The organism is Octadecabacter arcticus 238 (assembly GCF_000155735.2).
In the GTDB taxonomy this organism is placed as follows: domain Bacteria; phylum Pseudomonadota; class Alphaproteobacteria; order Rhodobacterales; family Rhodobacteraceae; genus Octadecabacter; species Octadecabacter arcticus.
In genome coordinates this window covers 1,735,562-1,757,858 of the sequence record NC_020908.1, presented here as the reverse complement: position 1 = coordinate 1,757,858, position 22,297 = coordinate 1,735,562, and the positions used below count along the sequence as shown (strand labels likewise).

Sequence of the window (22,297 nt, the reverse complement as noted above, 5' to 3'; positions counted from 1 at the left end):
CACATGCTTGAAGGAATTCTTATCGGCCTGCAAACGGCCATGTCCCTGCAAAATCTACTTATGGTCATTGGGGGCTGCCTGATCGGTACGTTTATCGGTATGCTGCCCGGCCTTGGCCCGATGTCGATCATCGCTATCATGATCCCTGTCGCAATTTCGATTGGCGATCCGTCTGCCGCGCTAATTTTGTTGGCGGGCGTCTATTACGGCGCGATCTTTGGCGGTTCTACCTCATCTATTCTGCTCAACGCGCCCGGCGTTGCGGGCACGGTCGCCTCGGCATTCGACGGTTATCCGATGGCAAGGCAGGGTAAGGCTGGCAAGGCGCTGACCATCGCCGCCATCTCCAGTTTTGCTGGCGGTACGATTGGCGCAATTTTGCTCATGATCTTCGCGCCGATGTTGTCTTCGGTCGCGCTTTTGTTTCATTCCGCCGAATACTTCGGGTTGATGATTGTCGGCTTGTCTGCAATCGCGGCGTTTGCGGGAAACGGACAGGTGGCCAAGGCGCTGTTGATGACCGTACTGGGTCTGATCATGGCGACTGTTGGTCTGGGTTCACTGTTCAACATGCCGCGCTTTACGGGCGGCTTTATGGAGCTTCAATCCGGTTTTGGGTTCGTCACGCTCGCCATGGCGATGTTTGCGCTACCCGAGGCGATCTTCCTCGTCCTTAAACCAAAAAATATTGGTGACGACGGCGGAGAGATCAAAGATCTGCGCATCACCCGCGCCGAAGCGCGAGCAATTGCGCCTGTGATTGGCCGCCAATCCATTCAAGGCTTTTTCATTGGTGTGCTACCTGGCGCAGGGGCAACGATTGCTTCCTTTCTTGGCTACGCGGTGGAACGCAACCTTGCGACCAAGGAAGAACAGGCAGAATTCGGCAAAGGCTCAATTAAAGGCCTCGCCGCGCCTGAAACCGCCAATAACGCGGCCTGCACTGGATCGTTCGTGCCGCTGCTAACTCTAGGTATTCCGGGGTCGGGCACCACTGCGATCCTTCTGGGCGCACTCATTGCGCTAAACGTCACCCCTGGCCCACGCCTGATGATTGACGATCCACAGATTTTCTGGGCGGTCATTATGTCGATGTTCATCGGCAACCTTGTGTTGTTGATCCTGAATTTGCCGCTCATCCCCTACATTGCTAAAGTCCTCGCAATTCCGCGCAACTACCTGATTCCGTTCATTATGTTTTTTACTCTAATGGGGGCCTATATCGGGCAGAACAACGCGACAGAACTGCTTTTGTTGGTGGGCTTCGGTGTCTGTGGGATCGCGCTGAGATTCGCAAATTACCCTCTGCCACCGCTGCTGATCGGCTTTATTCTAGGCGGGATGATGGAAGATAATTTTGCGCGGGCCGTGCAGCTGTACGGTGGGATATCCTTCATCTGGGAACGCCCGATGACGCTGGGCTTGCTGATCATCGCGGTGATCCTTATTTTGCTGCCCAGTATGCGTGCCATGTACGCGCGACTTCGCTCTGAAGGCGTCGCAGACGGCGACTAGGAGCTAAGCGACTTTTCGAGAGCTATTCAGGGAAGCGAGGACGCAAAGTGCTCAGTTGTGTTGTTGTTCTGTTTAGATTTAGGACACGCTAAAGCAGCGTACGGTGCGATAGCCGCACTAAGGGCTCGAAGCAGGCTTGCGGCAGCGCGGCGTCAAGCTCAGTTTGGGGTGGCCTGAATGTCGGCTTCCAACCCCGCAGAATGGATGGCTCGCGCTTGCAGCGGATGTCTGCTTTCCTGAAGGTTTTCGATGCGGTCGGAGTGCAATTTTGCCTTCGGGCGCTGAGTGCGGCCCGCGTTGACAAACCTCGGAAAGAGGAAGCTGCGGTGGCTGGGTGCTGCCTATGGGGAAAGAGTAATTGCGGTTGATTGCAATGGTGCCACGGGCGCACTGCTGACCCCCTTGCGCGCGCGCATCGCCATCATTCTTCGCGGCATTGGCAATAGATATTTCATCGATTGTGGGGGTGTGGCACATTTGCAGCTGTCATTTGGGACGATGGGCGCAGGCGGTCTGGTCCAGTCTACCAGTGGCAACCAGCGCTCGTTGTATTGAATGGTCAAGTATCGTGTCATGCCGCCTGCTCCCTTGGTGGCGCGCGCGACATCGGTATCTGCCCGCGCCGAAAGATCTCAATGATGCGCATGGGGCCACCGCAGCACGGGCATGGCTCGCGCAGGGTGAGCTGAGCGGTCTCGGGTTCCGACATGGCGCAGCGGTATGTTCAGCCGTCCCCTCCGTGCCAATAAGCGTGAGACAATTGACTGGCTAAAGTTTACACTTGAGGGCGTAGGAGAACGAACCCATGGTTATGCCTTCACAATCACCACTTTCGCCAGATGCTGGATCTGGAGCCGTTTTGGCCCCGACGTCGCCTCCCCGCGTTGTTAATGCGCCGTTGGCTCCCACAGCGGAACTGACGAGCATCCCGAAGCGACGCAACTTCACAGCCAAATACAAACTGCGCATTCTGGATGAGACGGACCAAGTGGCAGACACTGGCGGGGTTTCCGCCATTCTACGGCGGGAGGGGCTTTATTCCTCTGCACTGACCGATTGGCGCCGTGCGCGGGCGGCCGGCACATTGGGTGCATTGCAGCCAATGCGCCGTGGCCCACAAAAGGCACCTGCCAATCCATTGCAAGCTGAGCTGGCTAAGGCCAACCGTGAGGTGACAGCCTTGCGGCGCCGTCTGGATCAGGCGGAAGCCATCATTGCCATCCAAAAAAAAGTGGCGGGACTTCTGGACGAGATGGAGCAGACGCAAGAGCGCAGCGGCAAATCATGATGGCCGTCGCGATTGCATTGCCCACCGGCAGCGGCTTGACCTCGGCTGTCTGCGCCGCGCTATCATTATCGCGCGCGAGCGTTCTTCGACAGCGTGCGGCGCTGACGGCACCACCACGCACACGCCCACCGCGCGCAGCGTCTTCGCGGGCTCTGCCGGAAAGGGAAAGAGACCAGGTATTGCACCACCTGCGCGAACCCCGCTTTGCGGATCAGACGCCCACAGAGGTCTTTGCCACCTTGCTGGATGAAGGCACCTATCTGTGTTCAATCCGCACGATGTATCGGATATTGGCCGCGCAGGGCGAAGTTGGCGAACGCCGCCGACAGCGCACACATCCCGTCTATCAAAAGCCTGAACTTCTAGCTGAAGCCCCCAATCAGGTCTGGTCTTGGGACATCACCAAGCTGAGGGGCCCGGTGAAATGGTCCTACTTCTATCTCTATGTCATCCTCGACATCTTCAGCCGCCGCGTTGTTGGCTGGCGCGTCGAGCACGCGGAGAGCGCCAGCCAGTTCAAAGAGCTGTTCATCGACGCGATGGAAAAACACGAGGTTCCACGCGATCAGCTGACATTGCATGCAGATCGCGGTGGGCCCATGAAGGCAAAGACGACAGCCCTGATGCTGGTTGATCTTGGTGTGCTCAAGTCCCACAGTCGGCCCCACACCTCAAACGACAACCCGTTCTCCGAAGCCCACTTCAAAACACTGAAATATCAGCCAGAGTTCCCCAAGAACTTTGAAACCATCGAGCAGGCTCGCGCATTCTGCCGCAGGTTCTTTGCATGGTATAACCAAGACCATCATCACGCCGGGATTGGTCTGATGACGCCCGACCAAATCCATTTTGGGCAGGCCCAAGAAATCTACACCGCGCGACAAGCAACACTAGACGCGGCATTCCTCGCCACGCCCGAACGCTTCGTACACAAACCACCAAAACCGCCTCAAATCCCGACCGCCGTCTGGATCAACCCACCAAAACCAACCGAAGAAACCCAAGCCTAAAGTCCAAAAGCCACTGTCTCAAAGTCGTTGACACGTTCCGGTCTGGATGCAGAGCAAGGCACGAACCTTGGTGATATTGGCTTTCCGGGTTGAGCTAGCCAACAGGCCGTAATGACGGATGCGGTGGAACCGATCGGGAAGGACGTGCATCAAAAACCGGCGAATGAACTCTGGTGTAGCCAGCCGCATCACCTTCTGCCGGTCACCCCGTTTGATACGGTAATCCTTCCAACGGAAGGCGACGGTCTTTGCATCCGCGCTGACCAAGCGTGCATTCGAGATCGCGACCCGATGGGTGTACCGACTGAGGTAGGACAGAACCGCTTCAGACCCTCCGAAGGGCGGCTTGGCGTACACCACCCATTCGATCTTGTGGAACGGGGCGAGCCACGTTGTGAAGTCATCAACACCGGCCAAACCAGTCAGGTCGCCGAAGAAGGAGAGCTCTGCTGCCCGGTGCAAAGCGAGCAAGCCTTCGATGAAGAGACGAATGAACAGCCGCGACAGCACCCGCAAATGCACGAAGAACCCCGGCTTGCAGGCAACCCACTTTGTGCCGTCGGCTGACAGGCCGCCACCCGGCAAAATCATGTGGATATGAGGATGATGCGTAAGCGCTGAACCCCACGTGTGGAGCACGCTGGTTATGCCGACCTTCGCGCCCATGCGCTTGGGGTCTGCGGCGATTGTCATCACCGCCTCTGCGGACGCTTTGAACAATAGCCCATAGAACGACCGCTTATTCCAATATGCGATCCGGGCAATCTTCGATGGCATGGTGAAGACGACATGGAAGTGTACGTCGGCAGAGTTTTTGGGTCCAAAGGCGGCTTAGATTATGAGAGTGTCTGGCTCATCTGGTTAGTTGCATTATGCCGCGCGTTGACTGTGATGCAAGCGCCGCGCTTCGAGTGTCTTTCATTTGATCCTTTCTCTTTGTTGTGGAGTGGCTTTGTCACGGTCGAAGTAGACGTCAGATGGTGTGACGTTGTTCAGGCTCTCGTGGAAGCGCAGGTGGTTATAGTGATCGACGAAGGCTTCGATCTGCGCTTCGAGATCCCTGGCAGAAAGTAGTTTTCCAGAAAGATGCGGTTCTTCAAAGTCTGATGCCATCGCTCCACTGCCCAGTAGTGGTTTGCTTGCAAGCCATGAGAGGGATCTTGCCTTGGGTTTGCGGGTGATACGGCGCACCACGAGAATGCTTCATACCCTTTGCGCCGGAACTGCATGTACCGCTTCATCTCTTCACGCGCACATGTCACACCAAAAAAGAACCGCAAAGATACAATCCTGGCGTTGAACACACCGATTGAGACCCCAGTATTGGTCATGTGAAGCTGATACGCTCGCAGCTCATCCGGCGTTGCAGCATCGGGCGACCGACCAACAAACTCAGCAAAGTATCTGACCGCCCTGATATGAGCTTGCTGTGTCTTGGCACCCAGTCCACGGATACGCATATCTTCGATCATCCGCTCACGCAGCGGCGTTGTCTTATCCTCTTTCATGAAAGCCTCCTGTTCAAAGATTGGGAAACCCAATCGTCAAACAAATCAGCCAGATCACAAAATGCGCGGCACTAGAATCCGCCCAGAACACCCGCAAAAAGCGCCATTGCCGCGCAAGCGGCCTCGTCCTTCCGCCCTTCATGTCAAAATGTGCATGGTGCAGCGACCGAGAAACCTACACCATTGCTGTATTTCACCGCCTCTTTAAGTTGCTGCAGCGCGGCCCGTCATTGCGGCCATTCAGTGCAGCACTTTGTCGGCTAAAACGTCGATATGCGGATTGTTCAGCCGTTTGCTGTGTTTCAGCCAATGGTCACTTTAAAATGCAAAAATATCGTAATTGAGGAATGCAAATATTGGCATTAGTCCGATTGCTTATGGACGCGATGTAGTAACAGCCAAACGAAAATCAACACGACAGGCGTGACCCCAGCGGCGAGAAATATTTTGGAGATACCGTAAGCTTTTTCAAGCGGCCCTAGAACATACAGCGAGATATTTACCGCGTAATAACTGACGGCCACGACCGACAATCCTTCTACCGTCTTTTGCAATCGCAACTGCAAATCTGCCCGTTTATCCATGCTGGTTAACAAAGCTTGGTTTTGAGCTGACCGTTCGACATCTACTTGGGTTCGTAGCAATTCTCCCGCTCTCAAGGCGCGAGCTGACATCTCCTGAAGCCTACGTTCAGTCGCATTCACCGTTCGCATTGCCGGATCAAACCGCCGCATCATAAACTCGCCAAAGGTTTGACGCCCCTCAAAACGGTCTTCTCGCAAAACGTCAATCCGTTGGTTCACAATCTGCTCATATGCGCCTGTCGCGGCAAACCGGTATGCCGATTGTGCGCCCATATTTTCGACCTGACCAGACACCGCAAGAAGCTGTGTAAGGACATTTGCGGGATCCGAATCTGCTGTCGCCATGTCCGCCAAAATGTTGCTGAGTTTGGATTCAGCAAGTGTCATCTGACTGCTCAGCCCGCGGGCCTCGGTTAGCCCAAGCATCGCCATCGATTTATATGTCTCGATTTCACAAAGACGTTGCACAACACGACCTATCCGCTGCGATCCAACCTCGGGTCGGGGAAAAACCGCAAGCCGCATATGCCCAGCACTGTCGATCCGAAAGTCCGCCGCTATGACCAATGCATCATCAAGAACGCGGCTAATCGCAAGACTTTCGGGCACGAACCACTTTGCGGCCTTTTTGGTGATACTGGCGTCATCGGGTCCAGGCTCTACACGGATCAACGCAGAGGTCACACATTCTCCGGGGGCCAAAGCCAACCAATCTTCAGGGAATACGGCAAACGCTTCAGCCGAAAATGGGTGATCGTCCGTCCCGTCCCCAAAGATCGTATAGGTCACAAACTCGGTATGGCTTTCCCACTTCAGCGTATAGCGGCCAATGCTCCCCGAAAAATGTGTGGCATTGGGCTTTGGATGCGACACGTCAAAGCGATCGAGTAAATCGATCAGGTGTGCCCTCTCTGCGGTTCGGGCGCGCGGGGCATCACCCGCTGCGTGCTTCATCGCAATGTAGGCCGCCTGACTTGGCGTGTTGACCAAAGGAAACGGCCTTGCATGCAATTCGTTCGCTAAAGCGTAACGCAGGGGGTGATCGCCGAAAAAGGGCATAACTAAGCCTTTGGTTAGAGTCATTAGTAGTTATGTAATCAGTTATCCCACATTATCCACAAAAAGCATTATTTTTCAAAGGATTGGATGTATGCAATTGTATACGTTGCCCTCTAACCATTCCAAACACAAACACAAACACAAACACAAATTCAGTTCGCCATGGATGGCTTTTCGACATCGCATCCGCAACTATCGCCGGATGGGCAAACTCTTTGCAAAAACGGCACTGAAGCAGTGCAAATGTCGGCAAGGCACGCCTCAGCTGCCTTCCGTACTGCAGAGACAAATCCGGATCAGCGCCGATTTGAATGTCTGCTCCGACGAATGAAGCATTCTTGGCTCGCACCCGCAGCGAAGGGCGGCTTCCGGCCCTTGGTGGCATAATTTAACGTGTAATTTTGAAGTGTTTGGGTCCTTCCCGGGCCTTTACCTCACAGGGGAAATGCGCACCCCGTTACGTAAGACAGACAGGAATTTTTCGTGGCTGATTTTTTGGGTTCTTGTTGTTATTACGCGACCTGACCGGAGTATATCTAACGCTATGCGACGAACCCGCCATTAGCTACAGACCACGCCAAAGATAAAACTCCTGACACAGCTTCCCTGCCAAAAACGGCACGTTTCTGTTATTAAAAAGCAAGCCAAAGGCAATAACCCACATTACACAACCTACAGCCTAGTTGTTCCATCCCGGATGATCACATTGACCCTCGGCGTTCGGCCTTTTTCATGGCAAGGTCGGTTTTAGAGGACATTCGGAAGGCGAAACGTGATGCTCGTTCGACTGCAGAGCCAAGCGACGACAACACCGAAGATTAGAGCGGCCATTCAAGCCTGCGAAGATCCGGCCTGGATGCTGAGTGAACGCTATGGCATTTCTGAGCAGACTGTTTTGAAGTGGCGTCGCCGCGACAGCGTCGAAGACCGCAGCCATACGCCACATCGCTTACAAACGACGCTGAACCCCGCCCAGGAGAGTGTTGCGGTGGCGTTGCGTAAGACGCTTTTGGTGTCACTTGATGACTTACTTGCAGTGGTCCGGGAGGTCTTGAATCCGAACGTTTCACGCTCGGGCTTGGATCGATGCCTACGCCGTCATGAGGTGGGGAATCTGCGCGACCTGAAGGTCAAAGCGGCAAAGCCAAAGCACAGCGCCTTCAAGGCCTATGAGCCGGGTTACCTGCATATCGACGTTAAATATCTGCCGCACCCTCTCGGGACATTTCCTTCGGAAATACCCTGCCGGGCAGTGAATGGCGAATGAGACGTTCCGTGCAGGCCATGAAAGACTGGCACAAACTTAAACCAGAACTGTTTAAGAAAAACCCTTACTATACTCCTGCGCCTGAATTGACCTGACGATTTTGGGCCTGCGATTCACTTCGTCGCATGGCCAAAGGCGGTTCAGTCTGTATTTTGAGTTTATGAGCAAGCAATACAAAACAGTCTCCTTATCCGACGAGCAGCGCATAGCACTTGAAGCGCTTTGCCGCCGCCGCAAAGTTGACGCCCTTGTTTGGAAACGGGCGCGCGCGTTTCTTCTTTTGGACGCAGGAGAAGACGCCGGAACGGTTTGCCGGATTTTGGATATTGGCCCGACAGTTTTGACGGAGTGGCGATTTGCCTTTGCCGGTGCGGGACTATCGTTTTTCGGTCTGAAGGACTACAGCCAGCGTCAGGGTCATTTGTCCGTCGTGCAAGAGCAGGCGGTGAGAGCCCATTTCACCGCGCAGCCTGCCCGCAATGCCGATGAGGTCTGTGCCTATGTTCTAGCCGAGTGCGACCAAAACTACAGCACGTCGGGAGCCGCCAAGCTGATGCGCCGCCTGGGGTTCGCGTATAAGAAACCACAATTGCTGCCTGCACAGGCCGATGAAGCCAAGCAGGCTGCGTTTATTGCCAAATATGAGGCCCTGATGAACGGGTTGGCCGCAGATGAGATGGTTGTCTTTTCGGACGCTGTCCACCCCGAACACCAGAGCCGCCCCGCCCATGGTTGGTTCCCCAAGGGACAAAAGACGGCCCTGAAGGCGACATCAGGGCGCAAGCGGCTCAACATTCAGGGCGCGCTTGACCTTGAGACTTTCCAGTTCACCTTTGTGGAAGGCGAGAAGATCAATGCCCAGACAACCCGACAGATGCTGGAAAAGTTGGAACGCAACAACCAAACCAAGACGGCCATCCACGTCTTTGTCGACAATGCCCGCTATCATCATGCCAAGATACTACAGCCATGGCTGGACAGCCCAGAACGTCGGGTGAAGTTGCATTTCTTGCCAGCATATGCCCCGCACCTCAACCCGATCGAGCGTCTTTGGGGTGTTATGCACAAATGGGTCACCCACAATCGGCACTATGCAACGTTCAACCAATTCACAGAAGCCATTTTCGACTTCTTCCGCAAGACCCTGCCAGAAAAATGGCCAGAGTTCCGCGACACCGTCACCGACAACTTCCGCGTCATATCGCTCAAGGAATACAAAGTGATTTGAGGGGAAAACCTCAGGTCAATTCAGGCGCGGGAGTATACCTCACGGGATGTGACAGCTAAAGTCAGCAAAGAGCCCTTTGAAGAGAAAGAAATCGGGCACTGTGAGACCTAGAGAATCTCTAGTTCACTTAATTGCTCGCGATCGTGCATGATTACACCGTTCCCAGCACTCACATCGAAAAGTCCAACGCCAGTTCGAATAGCAGCAAATACCACATCGCTATAGGAGAGCACCCCAAAGCGTGGGGCTGATCCCCAGAAGCTGAAGTTTGAGTTGAAGAATGTTCGACGGTACAGGTATCGAGGAAATACGTCAGATTATCCCAAAACCGCAATTGCCCCACGCTTTGGGGTCCGCGGATTCAACCCGCCAGATCAACATGCTGGTTAGGCCTTGGTTTTCGTCTTGGAACATGCCCAAGTACTTACAAAGAAGTTCGGTGCCTTTGAAAACACCTTACGAACATGAGGCTAGACGAACCATGATTAAGCTACTTAGAACCACGGCATTTTTGCTTTGTACGGCAGTCGCTGTCCCCGCCATGGCGCTGGATTTTCACAAGGGAATGGAAGCATTTGATGCGGGAGATGGCGCAACGGCCCAGCAGGTGTGGCGTCTGCTGGCAGAGCAGGGGGATGCCCGAGCGCAATACAGCCTTGGAATGTACTCCACCGGCTTTGGTGTGAGTAAGGATTATGCTGAGGCCGCGAACTGGTTCCGTCTGGCTGCAGAGCAGGGTCATGCCGATGCGCAACACAAACTCGGCTTCGCTTACGACTTCGGCTTTGGTGTGAGTAAGGATTATATCGAGGCCTTGGACTGGTACCGTCTGGCTTCTGGACAGGGTCATGCACATGCGCAACACAGCCTTGGCTTGGCTTACTACTTAGGCAAGGCTGTGATTAAGGACTATGTTATCGCATACATGTGGACCAACATCAGTAGTGCAAACGGGTCCGCTATCGGTTCAGCTGGCCGTGGTGTGGTTGAAGAAAGCATGACTCGCGAACAGATCGCCGAAGCACAGGCACTCGCGCGGCGCTGCATTGCGTCAGACTATCAGGATTGCGGTTAAGGCGTGGGTGCCGCTCACGCCTGCAGGGAGGCGAGTGGCCTCCCATCAGTGCAGCCGTTGCGCAAAGTCCATGAGGCGCAGCCTGACCTGCCAACCGTGCTTTTGATCACAGACGAAGATTGCCAGATCGAGAACTTTGATCTGGCTGCCTTTGGTTTGTGCGGCGCGGCTACATTGTCATGCAGTCACTTGCGATCACCGCGTCCTGTGTCCGAGCGTGTTTATGCCTTTGAGGCTGGTGCATTAGCTGATGCAGCGTTGCGATTGAATTTAGATGTGACGCATCTCAAGGCGACCGAGCCGTCAGTTCTGGCTGACTGGACGGCACAGGCTGGCGCAAAGCAGATTTTGACACCTTTTGTGACCCTCGGAGCTTTGCGCGACTGGTTGAATTTAGCCGAACATCAACTTGAGGAGCGCGGCATAACACTATGTGAACAGCGTCGCGCGTGGGATGATGCGATATGGCCGTATGCGACCGCTGGCTTTTTTAAAGTCAGAAAAAATATCCCGCAAATATTGGGTCAAACGATAGGCATGCACCTGCGATGACGTCTATCCCGTCCCGCACGGCTGACCTCGTAAGCCGCTATATGGTCCTGACGAAAGAGGTTATGCCTCAAATGGCGCGTGACCCGGCGGTGAAATGGCCTGTACGCAACGATCATTGTTTTCAGCGTATTATTCTTGATATTGTTTGCGATGGGCCTTGGTTCGCGCACCTGTCTAGGCCAGCCTACAAAAGCCTTTCCCACGACCAAGCCGTCCGTGCGGTGCAGTTGTGCGAAGACATCATCGCCAATCGTGTCGACCTATACGATCTCAATAGGAGATCGCTCAATTGGCGTGGAAAATAAGCGATGTAAAAGAGTGGCCTCACAGATCGCGCTTCTCTGCTGGACCAAAAGCCAAACTTACGACGCCAAACGCGACTAAGAGCGTCTTCAAACATAAAAAGAAATAAACTCCACATGACACAGGCGCCCCGCATTGTTTGGTTTAAACGAGATCTGCGGATCAATGACCACGCCCCGTTGCTTGCCGCGTCGCGGACAAACGCACCCATCATACCGCTTTACATTGTTGAGCCTGAATATTGGCATCAACCCTTCGCATCTCGTCGCCATTGGCATTTTATCCACGATTGCCTTTGTGATTTAGACAGTGGTTTGGCTGAGTTGGGTCAACACCTTGTTGTAAAGGTTGGCGACTCTTGTGACGTGATTAAAAAACTTCATTTAGATCACGATGTAAGCCACGTGTATGCACACGAAGAAACAGGAAACCTATGGACATATCACAGAGATATAGCCGTTCAGAAACTGTGCCAGAACCACCGCATTGCACTGCATGAAGCACCCACTAACGGGGTTGTCCGGCGGCTGCGCAGTCGAGATGACTGGTCCAAAATCCGAAACGCACGCATGGCTAAAAAGATACTGCCAAAACCAAATACGCTAAATTCATTTCCGCCGTGCAGTTCAGATACCCTATACTCCTGCGCCTGAATTGACCTGACGATTTTGGGCCTGCGATTCACTTCGTCGCATGGCCAAAGGCGGTTCAGTCTGTATTTTGAGTTTATGAGCAAGCAATACAAAACAGTCTCCTTATCCGACGAGCAGCGCATAGCACTTGAAGCGCTTTGCCGCCGCCGCAAAGTTGACGCCCTTGTTTGGAAACGGGCGCGCGCGTTTCTTCTTTTGGACGCAGGAGAAGACGCCGGAACGGTTTGCCGGATTTTGGATATTGGCCCGACAGTTTTGACGGAGTGGCGATTTGCCTTTGCCGGTGCGGGACTATCGTTTTTCGGTCTGAAGGACTACAGCCAGCGTCAGGGTCATTTGTCCGTCGTGCAAGAGCAGGCGGTGAGAGCCCATTTCACCGCGCAGCCTGCCCGCAATGCCGATGAGGTCTGTGCCTATGTTCTAGCCGAGTGCGACCAAAACTACAGCACGTCGGGAGCCGCCAAGCTGATGCGCCGCCTGGGGTTCGCGTATAAGAAACCACAATTACTGCCTGCACAGGCCGATGAAGCCAAGCAGGCTGCGTTTATTGCCAAATATGAGGCCCTGATGAACGGGTTGGCCGCAGATGAGATGGTTGTCTTTTCGGACGCTGTCCACCCCGAACACCAGAGCCGCCCCGCCCATGGTTGGTTCCCCAAGGGACAAAAGACGGCCCTGAAGGCGACATCAGGGCGCAAGCGGCTCAACATTCAGGGCGCGCTTGACCTTGAGACTTTCCAGGTCACCTTTGTGGAAGGCGAGAAGATCAATGCCCAGACAACCCGACAGATGCTGGAAAAGTTGGAACGCAACAACCAAACCAAGACGGCCATCCACGTCTTTGTCGACAATGCCCGCTATCATCATGCCAAGATACTACAGCCATGGCTGGACAGCCCAGAACGTCGGGTGAAGTTGCATTTCTTGCCAGCATATGCCCCGCACCTCAACCCGATCGAGCGTCTTTGGGGTGTTATGCACAAATGGGTCACCCACAATCGGCACTATGCAACGTTCAACCAATTCACAGAGGCCATTTTCGACTTCTTCCGCAAGACCCTGCCAGAAAAATGGCCAGAGTTCCGCGACACCGTCACCGACAACTTCCGCGTCATATCACTCAAGGAATACAAAGTGATTTGAGGGGAAAACCTCAGGTCAATTCAGGCGCGGGAGTATACCTGATAAAAATGACCCGATCTTTGGCAATGTACCTATTGGCAAGGTGCAAAAGGGCGGTCGAAAACAAGCGGTTGCTGATCTGCGCAGTTTTTTAAATCACCGATCTCGCCAATATCTGTACCATATCTCAGCACCTGATTCATCTGAGTTCCACTGCTCTCGCCTCTCCGCTCACCTTGCATGGGGCACCTTATCTGTGCGTGAGGTGGCGCAATCTATCGTGAAACGCCGTGCCCAGTTATCGCCTGACGAAAACAAAAGCTTTGGGCGCAATCTTACGGCTTTTGGCTCTCGCTTGGCATGGCGCTGTCACTTTATTCAAAAAATCGAAGATCAACCTGAAATAGAAACGCACTGCATGCACCCTGCATTCGAAGGGCTACGTGTAGGCGAACACAATGATCTACATTTTCAAGCATGGGCGAGCGGTCAAACTGGGTACCCTTTCGTTGATGCCTGTATGCGCAACCTGACTGCAGAAGGCTGGATCACCTTCCGCATGAGAGCAATGCTGGTAAGCTTCGCCAGCTATCAACTATGGCTCGATTGGCGCGTTACGGGCGAACATCTGGCACGGCTGTTCACAGATTATGAGCCCGGGATTCATTATAGCCAGCTGCAAATGCAATCAGGTGTAACAGGTATCAACACGATGCGCGTTTATAATCCGATCAAACAATCGATGGAGCATGATCCAAAAGGCACTTTCATTCGAAAGTGGGTGCCTGAGCTCAAGAGCGTTCCGGATGAGTTCATTCATGAACCCTGGAAATGGGAAAAGACACTGATCGACGATCGTGATTTTACGCTTGGGCAGGACTATCCTGCCCCACTTGTTGATCAAGCTGTTTCTGCGAAGGCTGCAAAACAACAGATCTCTGCCATACGGAAAAACCAGGACTTTGGGGTCGCGGCAAACGCCATTTTCCTCAAACTAGGAAGTCGAAAATCTGCTTCAAAACGCGGGAAGACGATCAAATTAAATGATAATACCCAATTATCATTGTTTTAAGTTAAAACGTAACTCCCAAGGACCCCATCGGATATCGGGTTCTGTGTTGCCCTTGCGACGTTAGAGCCGAGCGATGATCTGTTGTGGTGATAGGGTGAGTGTTTCGAGGATATTGCCCCCGTGTTTTCTGACCGTCGAGATGACGGATTTGATGTCAGCGAAGACCTGCGCGCCCTCGAGGGTGCGGAAAGTTCCCGAGATTTTCATGCGCAACTTCATCATGCGCAGGTCCCGTTCGGCCTGATTGTTGGTGAAGGGAACTGTGAAGTCCGTAAGGAACCTTAGGACGTCATCACGGTAGTCGCGCAAGCGGACCAGAAGGTTATGGCCTGGCCGCCTGGCTTTTCGGCCTCGCGCACCAGTGCGTCTAGCCAGTGGGTCTTGTCGCTCATGGAAGGCGAGGCCCTCGGTGAGGATCGCCATGTATTTGGTGAGGATGCCGTGGTGAACCGACGTGGGGAGTTCGGTCTCGCCTCGCCCCTGAGCCGCGCACTTGAGCTGATTGGCGCTGTTGAGCAGCACGCTCATCGCGCACGCCCACGGCTCCTTTTCGATTTCTTCGATGGCCTTGAGTTCCCGTAAATGATGCGCCCCGCACAGGGCGTGCGCGTCCACCCCACTCATATGGGCGTAATAGGACTTCCAGTGGTCATGAACAATTGTCCCGCCGGTCAGGAAGGATGGAACAGCACCGCGCTTGGCGCTGATGCGATAATGCGTGAAGGCGAGATCGCTGATTGAGTGCAGCCAGTGCAGCTTACCAGCAACACGAAGTCCGGTCTCATCCAGATGCCGAACGCCGCCTTCATTGAGCCGGGCCAGAATGTGTTCGACGACGCCACCCAAGGTACGCGCTGTGCCGTTCACCCAGTTGGTCACGCTGGCCGCGCATAGGCTGGTGGCACCAAACAAATCACGCAGGAGTTGGCAGACCCGATCCTCGGGGATCAGCTGCTGAACATTGCAGTAGACCGCCGCCGCCCGAATGCGCTTACCGTATTGCACGTGTGCATTCACGCCATCGGGAAAGGTGGCTGTCGTCGTGGCTCGGCAATGGCCACAACAATAAATCGCTGCCTGATGCTCTGTGACCTCCAGACGCGGCACCGGTATGTCATAAACCTGACGCCTCTCCACCGCCTTGATCATCCCAGCCGTCAAGCCATGCTGACAGGTGCCACAGGCCTCAGCCTCATGTCGCTCCACAAAGTCAGGCGTTGCTGTCTGACGTAGGGTGTCGCCTCGGTGGCCAACTTAGCCACCACTTTTCTTACCGGACTTACCACGCAGGCTACGCGGTACCGGCTTCTTCAACCCATCACTCGAAGGCGGCTTGCTGCTATTACTGCTGTTCTTGGCCAACTGACGCCGCAGATCCGCATTCTCTTGCGCCATGCTCGCCAACGCGGCTTCCAACTCGGCGATCCTGCGCAGAGCCGTGGCGAGGAGTTGTTCAAGAGCAGTAACTTGGTCCATTCCACCAATGATTCAGAGAAATCGTCACAGCGCCACGAAATTCAGACCACAACAGAAAATTCATGCGCCTAATGGTTAAGGAGACTCACATCAAAACTGACAAAAACCCGTTATCGGCTAGGGTGCTTGGGAGTTACGTTAAAACTTCAAAACCCAAGAGCAGCCATTGGGGTGCCTGCAGCGAAAGTGTGCTTTTTCCGCACACCACGTTTCAGCCAGAAAAGATGCTGCATAATGCACGAAAGTCCGGTTCGACGGGCTGCACCGCAGCATCCTGAGGTGGACGTGAACGGCAGCAATGGGCCGTTCTGGACGATCCTGACGTGAGCATTTTAAGTCAATGCAAGATGCGTGGTCTCAGATCTCTGTCAGTGTCCAGTCGCAGCGTTCGTCTCCAAAGCTCGGTTTTTCGGAACATTCTATCGGAAGAACGTCGACTTTGGCTTTCTTCTGTCAGCAGCCCGGCCCAGCAAAGCGGACGCAGGACTGTGACGTAGAGAACGCTGCCGATCCTATCGAACAGGCTGTCCCGGCCTGGCTCTCCGTAGAGTGTTTCTCGGATCTTTGTTAGGCTCGCGCCGTGATCAGCTTCGACGTTGATGATATTCAGAAAGGTGTCCCAGTTGCCTAGAATCTGATCTTCTTCGCGTAAATGTCCGCCATGATCCATACGAAATAAGAAAATGGGGACCAGCTGTGACATCACGCGTGCAGGGTGCGCGATCAATTCTTTGCCGGCTTTGGTCAGTAGGAATTTGCCCTTGAAGTGCCGGCCAAATTTTAATTCCTTCAAAAGTACATGAATGCCCTCAACAGCTGGGAAGTCCCATTCGTTCAGAACCTTGTTGACGGAAAATAGGTCTTCTTCGGAATATCCTGGCCAATCAAACTTTGCTGCTGCCCAATGCACGAATTTGCGATTGAATGCACCTGATTTGGTTAAGCCGATCCCCCCGTGTTCATCGATATATTTGGCGGTTTGCAGAACCCCGCGCACAATAGGCGAAGTCAGCAAAAGCGGGTCATCGTCAGAAATGGTTTTGAATACTGGCATCATTAGTGTCCAAGGCTTTGCAATATCTGGTGTTTGGCACTTTGTGGCTAAATTCCAAAACTGGGCGAAGCATCATTTATCAATGATTGAGTTGGATCGTCAATGTGACCTTGTCGCGCTTACGTTGATGCAAATGTCCGCTTTGGGGAAACTGCTCTGTGCGTGAAAATCCTTATCGAAAGTCGGCCAAGAGCCGGCAGCGTCATCACACACTTTTGGCTGGAAGCCTCCCTCGCATTCAATGATGGCCTCCCGCTGTTCAAATGCATCGTCCTCATCTGCCATAGCTCTGCGTGCGGGCGCATGTGGCTGCGGCATTTGCGGCATTTGCGGCAAAGACCCCCGAGAGTATCCGTGCAAAGCATTATGGCGGCTTTCAGCACCGATAACTGGGGGCACTTCTACTGCGTTTTCAAAGCACGCCCTCACGCGCACGATACCAGCCACATTCATGCCCCCACCCTCGGACGGACGACACGCCAGAATGTTTTGCAATTGTACCCAGAGATCACCTGCTCCCCAGTCCCTCGAACCAACCAGCCGTGCTCCACGAGCTTGTTAACACAGGTTTTCAATGTGTTCCCGTCACGCAGGTGACCGGGGCCTCTCTTCATCATTGTGCGTTTATTGATGAACTCTTCTGTCCATTTTTTGACCACCCAAAGTCGTAATTCTTCGGCTGCGTTAAGCTCCTCATTTGGCCGCCCTGAATCAGAGACACGCAACATTTCCGAAAGATACCATTCCATCATAGTTATCCCATTCGCCATCATTTCTTCAGTGATCTCCGCAGCATGCTCGTTGGCATAAAGCGTCTGCACCCCAGCAATCCTAGCCGCCATTTCAGTAGCCTTTGACGCAGACCCAGTCATGTATTCAAAAGCCTCACCCTTGTTTGAAGCTTGCTCCACTCGATTATAAAACGCTTCAAGCTTTGAGCGCGCCTAATCGGACAGGTCTAGCTGGCGAAGATTGAGATCTGCTCGAGTATCAGGGAGGACTTGCAGTTCGATATTTAGGAGCTCTTTGATGCGATCATTGTAAGTCAGCAGCACGGCCTGCGCTTTGCGTTTTGCTGCAATATAAACTGGATCATTCGTTATTTTACGTGACCCGATCTTACTATCGGGATATGCGATAAGAACCCGAGAAAGGAACCCCTGATCCTTCATTATCGGATCGCCGATGACCCTCTGAGCCACGAGGGGCTGGATCATCGCATACAGCGACACGCGCTTATCATACAGGACAACCGTTTCGGACGATGCTCTGCTTTTGCTGATTGGGGCCCCATCCCACAACTTGGAGAAACCCGCGATCGTTTTGAGCGCATTTTCTGGCTTCATGCCATGTCCGCCGAAAAACTGGCCACCTTCGTCGGTCACAACCGCAACAGACGGCGTACCAGTCTCTAATCGGCGATGTAGCCCTTCAATTGTCACATCGCTGATCAGGATAGTGGTCACGAGCGGTGGTTCAGGAGCCAACTCAACGTTTGGGTCTTTGAAATCTCCATCAATAACATCAAAGTCTTGCTTCGGTTTGCGTCGCTGTCCTTTTTGGAACGCCACCAGTTTGAACTTCGTCCCTGTTGCCGGACATTGGGGTACTTTACCCCAGTCCGTGAAAGGGGCACCAAATGGGACAACATCGACGCAATTATACAGACGATTATAAGGCAGCTGCAGTTGAGCGGTTATATGAGCCTGGTGCGACGCAAGGCAGCGTTGCCAAGGAGCTTGGGATCACTGGGACGCAGCTGAAGACGTGGCGCTTGGAAATTGAGGCGTTTGGCTCAGTTGAAGCCAAACGGCGTCAGCAGGCGGATGCGGCTGAATTGCTCCGCCTTCGCAAAGACAACAAGCGGCTTGCTGAGGAAGTGGAGATTTTGCACAAAGCATCCGCTTTTTTCGCGGCGCGGGCGGTGAAACCATGACGAACAAGCGTGCTTTCGTCACCGCCCATAAAGCTCAATACGCGGCTTCAATATTATGCCGTCTTCTAGAGATATCCCGGGGCTGGTTCTACGGGTTCCCAGCCAGTCAGCCTGCACGTGATCAGCGTCAAGCTAATCGCGACGCTCGGGATCAGGCGTTGCTTCCCAAGATAAAAACCTTCTTCAAGGCCAGTAAGAAATGTTATGGATCAAAGCGTATTCACCAAGACTTACTGGCGGATAGTGAGGTCGTCTCCGAGCGCCGTGTTGCGAGAATAATGAAGGAACACAAGGTGTCCCCGCTTCTTCGCAAGCGTAGAAAGCCAATCACAACGGACAGCAATCATAAGCTGAAGCCATCCCCAAACTTGTTGGAACAGAAATTCCACAGCCAGACGCCTAATGCCGTTTGGCTGGCGGATATCACCTATATCGACACGGACGAAGGCTGGCTTTATCTGGCTGGCGTGAAGGACATGGCCACGCGTGAGATCGTCGGTTGGGCGATGGAGGATCACATGCGTGCGGAGCTTTGCTGCGCCGCCCTCGAGATGGCTCTGGGACGCAGCCCTCCGTGCCAATAAGCGTGAGACAATTGACTGGCTAAAGTTTACACTTGAGTGCGTAGGAGAACGAACCCATGGTTATGCCTTCACAATCACCACTTTCGCCAGATGCTGGATCTGGAGCCGTTTTGGCCCCGACGTCGCCTCCCCGCGTTGTTAATGCGCCGTTGGCTCCCACAGCGGAACTGACGAGCATCCCGAAGCGACGCAACTTCACAGCCAAATACAAACTGCGCATTCTGGATGAGACGGACCAAGTGGCAGACACTGGCGGGGTTTCCGCCATTCTACGGCGGGAGGGGCTTTATTCCTCTGCACTGACCGATTGGCGCCGTGCGCGGGCGGCCGGCACATTGGGTGCATTGCAGCCAATGCGCCGTGGCCCACAAAAGGCACCTGCCAATCCATTGCAAGCTGAGCTGGCCAAGGCCAACCGTGAGGTGACAGCCTTGCGGCGCCGTCTGGATCAGGCGGAAGCCATCATTGCCATCCAAAAAAAAGTGGCGGGACTTCTGGACGAGATGGAGCAGACGCAAGAGCGCAGCGGCAAATCATGATGGCCGTCGCGATTGCATTGCCCACCGGCAGCGGCTTGACCTCGGCTGTCTGCGCCGCGCTATCATTATCGCGCGCGAGCGTTCTTCGACAGCGTGCGGCGCTGACGGCACCACCACGCACACGCCCACCGCGCGCAGCGTCTTCGCGGGCTCTGCCGGAAAGGGAAAGAGACCAGGTATTGCACCACCTGCGCGAACCCCGCTTTGCGGATCAGACGCCCACAGAGGTCTTTGCCACCTTGCTGGATGAAGGCACCTATCTGTGTTCAATCCGCACGATGTATCGGATATTGGCCGCGCAGGGCGAAGTTGGCGAACGCCGCCGACAGCGCACACATCCCGTCTATCAAAAGCCTGAACTTCTAGCTGAAGCCCCCAATCAGGTCTGGTCTTGGGACATCACCAAGCTGAGGGGCCCGGTGAAATGGTCCTACTTCTATCTCTATGTCATCCTCGACATCTTCAGCCGCCGCGTTGTTGGCTGGCGCGTCGAGCACGCGGAGAGCGCCAGCCAGTTCAAAGAGCTGTTCATCGACGCGATGGAAAAACACGAGGTTCCACGCGATCAGCTGACATTGCATGCAGATCGCGGTGGGCCCATGAAGGCAAAGACGACAGCCCTGATGCTGGTTGATCTTGGTGTGCTCAAGTCCCACAGTCGGCCCCACACCTCAAACGACAACCCGTTCTCCGAAGCCCACTTCAAAACACTGAAATATCAGCCAGAGTTCCCCAAGAACTTTGAAACCATCGAGCAGGCTCGCGCATTCTGCCGCAGGTTCTTTGCATGGTATAACCAAGACCATCATCACGCCGGGATTGGTCTGATGACGCCCGACCAAATCCATTTTGGGCAGGCCCAAGAAATCTACACCGCGCGACAAGCAACACTAGACGCGGCATTCCTCGCCACGCCCGAACGCTTCGTACACAAACCACCAAAACCGCCTCAAATCCCGACCGCCGTCTGGATCAACCCACCAAAACCAACCGAAGAAACCCAAGCCTAAAGTCCAAAAGCCACTGTCTCAAAGTCGTTGACACGTTCCGCAGAGGCCCGGTTCCGGGATTGATACACCACTCCGATAGGGGCGGCCAATATGCTGGCGGGGACTATCGCAAGCTGATCAAAAAGGCGAAACTCACTCAATCCATGAGCCGCAAGGGCCAATGCCTCGACAATGCGCCGATGGAAAGCTTCTTTGCTTCATTGAAAAAGGAGATGGTTCACCAGCGGCGCTTTAGAACACACGCTGAGGCCAAGGCCGCCATCTTCGAATACATTGAGGTCTTCTACAACCGCCAGCGCCGTCATTCAGGCGTCGGCTACAAAACGCCAAAACAGGCTTTTGAATAAGTTCAGATAGATGTGAGACAAAATTTTGTTGCCAAGATTTAGGCGACCTCGGAGACTGAGAATTGAAAGAAACCAGCTCACGAGGCCAATATGCAAATCATCGGACTGCACAAGAACGTTTATAAACTTTATGCTTGGGCGCGGACACAAGAATGTTTGGACGTGTACCGTATCAAATACGAAGGTCAGGTTCGGCAATGGGACGACTTACGTACAGAGGGCGTTTCTCTATCAAAGTGCGCTGAATTCGTCGGCATCTCGCGCGCGACATATTACCGTCACAAGCGTATTTTGAAGGTTTTGGCGCAGGCAATCATACCGCCTTCAAAGGCTCCCAAACGCTGCAACAAGTCACAGTGGGGCGAGGCAGAAAAGCAATTGGTGCTTGAGGCCCGCCGCGACAATGAAACCTACGGTAAGGAGAAAATAGGGGCCATCTTGCGTCGCGACAAAAAGCAAACCATGAGCGATAGCACCGTGGGGCGCATTTTGAGCTTTCTAAGGAAAAAAGGCCTGATCACACGATCAAGATCTGCGCCCCAAAAGCGCAAGCGTAATTTTTCCAAGGGGCATGCCAAGGGATGGAAATATAGGGATTACAAAGATATTGTGGTTGGCGAGCGTGTGCAGATCGATCATATGACTGCCACGAAGAACGGCGTCACGTGCAAACACTTTCAAGCCTGGGAGAGGTGTAGCAAGCATATCCACGCGCAAGTTTATTCGAATGCCACGGCACGCTCTGCCAAACGGTTTTTGCAAGAACTCGTGGAAATAGCTCCCTATAAGATCATCTCAATTCAAGTCGATGGCGGGTCTGAGTTTATGGCCGATTTTGAGACAGCGTGCGAACAGATGGAGATCCCGCTCATTGTGCTGCCGCCAGCAAGGCCAAAATACAACGGTGGTGTCGAGCGCGGTAACCGCACCTTCCGCGAAGAGTTCTATGCATGTCGTGATCTCATTGCCGACAGCATAGGAGCGATGCGGTTTGAACTTCGAAAAGCCGTCAATAAATACAACACATTCAGGCCTCATCATGCCTTGAAAGGCAAGACACCAATGGAGTACATTCGAATCACTCAGGCCAAAGTCGTGTGAGTCTCAAAACACCT

At 53.8% G+C, this 22,297-nt stretch carries 15 protein-coding genes and 8 pseudogenes; 14 read left to right on the top strand and 9 right to left on the bottom strand.

Translation table 11 applies throughout. The annotated features are described in order from the left end of the window. Positions 1-3 precede the first annotated feature (3 nt). Positions 4-1,515: a tripartite tricarboxylate transporter permease gene (locus OA238_RS09185; RefSeq protein WP_015494951.1), complete on the top strand. Its 1,512-nt coding sequence runs from the start codon at positions 4-6 to the stop codon at positions 1,513-1,515. Positions 1,516-2,086: 571 nt separating this feature from the next. On the opposite strand, the pseudogene OA238_RS34970 reads toward OA238_RS09185, so the two are convergent. Then, positions 2,087-2,212 (bottom strand): annotated as a pseudogene (locus OA238_RS34970) (IS91 family transposase); the annotation flags it as partial. Positions 2,213-2,320: 108 nt separating this feature from the next. Between OA238_RS34970 and OA238_RS09170 the strand changes: the two are divergent. Further along, a protein-coding gene (locus OA238_RS09170) for an IS3 family transposase (RefSeq protein WP_085982719.1) occupies positions 2,321-3,813 on the top strand; the annotation gives its coding sequence in 2 pieces (ribosomal slippage) (positions 2,321-2,771 and positions 2,771-3,813; 1,494 coding nt in all). A 42-nt stretch (positions 3,814-3,855) separates the two neighbouring features. Here the strand turns inward: OA238_RS09170 and OA238_RS09165 are convergent. The 4 genes and pseudogenes from OA238_RS09165 to OA238_RS09150 all read right to left on the bottom strand — a co-directional run. Continuing rightward, positions 3,856-4,611, bottom strand: a pseudogene (locus OA238_RS09165) (IS91 family transposase); the annotation flags it as partial. 120 nt (positions 4,612-4,731) lie between these two features. Further along, positions 4,732-5,029, bottom strand: a pseudogene (locus tag OA238_RS30020) (integrase core domain-containing protein); the annotation flags it as partial. After that, a pseudogene (locus OA238_RS30015) lies at positions 5,025-5,321 on the bottom strand (phage integrase N-terminal SAM-like domain-containing protein); the annotation flags it as partial. The pseudogenes OA238_RS30015 and OA238_RS30020, both read right to left, overlap by 5 nt. A gap of 362 nt (positions 5,322-5,683) precedes the next feature. Next, positions 5,684-6,964, bottom strand: coding sequence for a DUF3422 family protein (locus OA238_RS09150; RefSeq protein ID WP_044036555.1), 1,281 nt, complete (start codon positions 6,962-6,964; stop codon positions 5,684-5,686). A 775-nt stretch (positions 6,965-7,739) separates the two neighbouring features. Here OA238_RS09150 and OA238_RS09140 point away from each other — a divergent pair. The 7 genes and pseudogenes from OA238_RS09140 to OA238_RS09105 form a co-directional block, all read left to right on the top strand. Then, positions 7,740-8,174 (top strand): annotated as a pseudogene (locus OA238_RS09140) (transposase family protein); the annotation flags it as partial. Between the two features lie 217 nt (positions 8,175-8,391). Continuing rightward, positions 8,392-9,459, top strand: a complete 1,068-nt coding sequence (locus OA238_RS09135; protein ID WP_015493922.1) for an IS630 family transposase — start codon at positions 8,392-8,394, stop codon at positions 9,457-9,459. A 280-nt stretch (positions 9,460-9,739) separates the two neighbouring features. Continuing rightward, the gene (locus tag OA238_RS09130) at positions 9,740-10,534 is read left to right on the top strand and encodes a tetratricopeptide repeat protein (protein ID WP_245581477.1); all 795 of its coding nucleotides are present in this window, start codon (positions 9,740-9,742) and stop codon (positions 10,532-10,534) included. 48 nt (positions 10,535-10,582) lie between these two features. After that, positions 10,583-11,086, top strand: coding sequence for a hypothetical protein (locus OA238_RS09125; RefSeq protein ID WP_015494946.1), 504 nt, complete (start codon positions 10,583-10,585; stop codon positions 11,084-11,086). Positions 11,087-11,505: 419 nt separating this feature from the next. Beyond that, positions 11,506-12,042 carry a deoxyribodipyrimidine photo-lyase gene (locus OA238_RS09115; protein ID WP_245581476.1) on the top strand — a complete coding sequence of 179 codons (537 nt, stop codon included), beginning with the start codon at positions 11,506-11,508 and terminating at the stop codon, positions 12,040-12,042. A 75-nt stretch (positions 12,043-12,117) separates the two neighbouring features. After that, a complete protein-coding gene (locus OA238_RS09110) occupies positions 12,118-13,185 on the top strand; it encodes an IS630 family transposase (RefSeq protein WP_015494038.1) in 1,068 nt (355 codons plus the stop codon). A gap of 82 nt (positions 13,186-13,267) precedes the next feature. Further along, positions 13,268-14,236 (top strand): FAD-binding domain-containing protein, encoded by a 969-nt coding sequence (locus tag OA238_RS09105; protein ID WP_245581475.1) that lies wholly within the window; start codon positions 13,268-13,270, stop codon positions 14,234-14,236. Positions 14,237-14,296: 60 nt separating this feature from the next. On the opposite strand, the pseudogene tnpC reads toward OA238_RS09105, so the two are convergent. The 4 genes and pseudogenes from tnpC to OA238_RS09085 form a co-directional block, all read right to left on the bottom strand. Next, a pseudogene (gene tnpC / locus OA238_RS09100) lies at positions 14,297-15,475 on the bottom strand (IS66 family transposase); the annotation flags it as partial. Between the two features lie 15 nt (positions 15,476-15,490). Next, the gene (locus OA238_RS33660; RefSeq protein ID WP_015495645.1) at positions 15,491-15,712 is read right to left on the bottom strand and encodes a DUF6444 domain-containing protein; all 222 of its coding nucleotides are present in this window, start codon (positions 15,710-15,712) and stop codon (positions 15,491-15,493) included. Positions 15,713-16,049: 337 nt separating this feature from the next. Continuing rightward, the gene (locus tag OA238_RS09095) at positions 16,050-16,769 is read right to left on the bottom strand and encodes a hypothetical protein (protein WP_015494944.1); all 720 of its coding nucleotides are present in this window, start codon (positions 16,767-16,769) and stop codon (positions 16,050-16,052) included. Between the two features lie 446 nt (positions 16,770-17,215). Then, positions 17,216-18,337, bottom strand: a pseudogene (locus OA238_RS09085) (DUF3987 domain-containing protein). Between the two features lie 68 nt (positions 18,338-18,405). Here OA238_RS09085 and OA238_RS09080 point away from each other — a divergent pair. The 5 genes and pseudogenes from OA238_RS09080 to OA238_RS09055 all read left to right on the top strand — a co-directional run bounded on the left by OA238_RS09080 (position 18,406) and on the right by OA238_RS09055 (position 22,283). Next, positions 18,406-18,702, top strand: a complete 297-nt coding sequence (locus OA238_RS09080) for a transposase (RefSeq protein ID WP_015495240.1) — start codon at positions 18,406-18,408, stop codon at positions 18,700-18,702. After that, entirely contained in the window at positions 18,699-19,286 is a 588-nt protein-coding gene (locus tag OA238_RS09075; RefSeq protein WP_051076442.1) for an IS3 family transposase, read from the top strand. The genes OA238_RS09080 and OA238_RS09075 overlap by 4 nt, the downstream gene beginning before the upstream one ends. Before the next feature lie 56 nt (positions 19,287-19,342). After that, positions 19,343-20,835 (top strand): IS3 family transposase gene (locus tag OA238_RS09065; protein ID WP_085982719.1). Its coding sequence is split into 2 segments (ribosomal slippage): positions 19,343-19,793 and positions 19,793-20,835, totalling 1,494 coding nucleotides; the frame shifts between segments, so codons are not numbered across the junction. 38 nt (positions 20,836-20,873) lie between these two features. Continuing rightward, positions 20,874-21,182: pseudogene (locus OA238_RS30005) on the top strand (transposase); the annotation flags it as partial. 90 nt (positions 21,183-21,272) lie between these two features. After that, positions 21,273-22,283 carry an integrase core domain-containing protein gene (locus OA238_RS09055; protein ID WP_015494941.1) on the top strand — a complete coding sequence of 337 codons (1,011 nt, stop codon included), beginning with the start codon at positions 21,273-21,275 and terminating at the stop codon, positions 22,281-22,283. Positions 22,284-22,297 lie beyond the last annotated feature (14 nt).

Coding starts and splice junctions, on each gene's coding strand:
- OA238_RS09185 (WP_015494951.1), top strand. CDS start 4: ATGCTTGAAGGAATTCTTATCGGCCTGCAAACGGCCATGTCCCTGCAA.
- OA238_RS09150 (WP_044036555.1), bottom strand. CDS start 6,964: ATGCCCTTTTTCGGCGATCACCCCCTGCGTTACGCTTTAGCGAACGAA.
- OA238_RS09135 (WP_015493922.1), top strand. CDS start 8,392: ATGAGCAAGCAATACAAAACAGTCTCCTTATCCGACGAGCAGCGCATA.
- OA238_RS09130 (WP_245581477.1), top strand. CDS start 9,740: ATGTTCGACGGTACAGGTATCGAGGAAATACGTCAGATTATCCCAAAA.
- OA238_RS09115 (WP_245581476.1), top strand. CDS start 11,506: ATGACACAGGCGCCCCGCATTGTTTGGTTTAAACGAGATCTGCGGATC.
- OA238_RS09110 (WP_015494038.1), top strand. CDS start 12,118: ATGAGCAAGCAATACAAAACAGTCTCCTTATCCGACGAGCAGCGCATA.
- OA238_RS33660 (WP_015495645.1), bottom strand. CDS start 15,712: ATGGACCAAGTTACTGCTCTTGAACAACTCCTCGCCACGGCTCTGCGC.
- OA238_RS09095 (WP_015494944.1), bottom strand. CDS start 16,769: ATGATGCCAGTATTCAAAACCATTTCTGACGATGACCCGCTTTTGCTG.
- OA238_RS09080 (WP_015495240.1), top strand. CDS start 18,406: ATGGGACAACATCGACGCAATTATACAGACGATTATAAGGCAGCTGCA.
- OA238_RS09075 (WP_051076442.1), top strand. CDS start 18,699: ATGACGAACAAGCGTGCTTTCGTCACCGCCCATAAAGCTCAATACGCG.
- OA238_RS09055 (WP_015494941.1), top strand. CDS start 21,273: ATGCAAATCATCGGACTGCACAAGAACGTTTATAAACTTTATGCTTGG.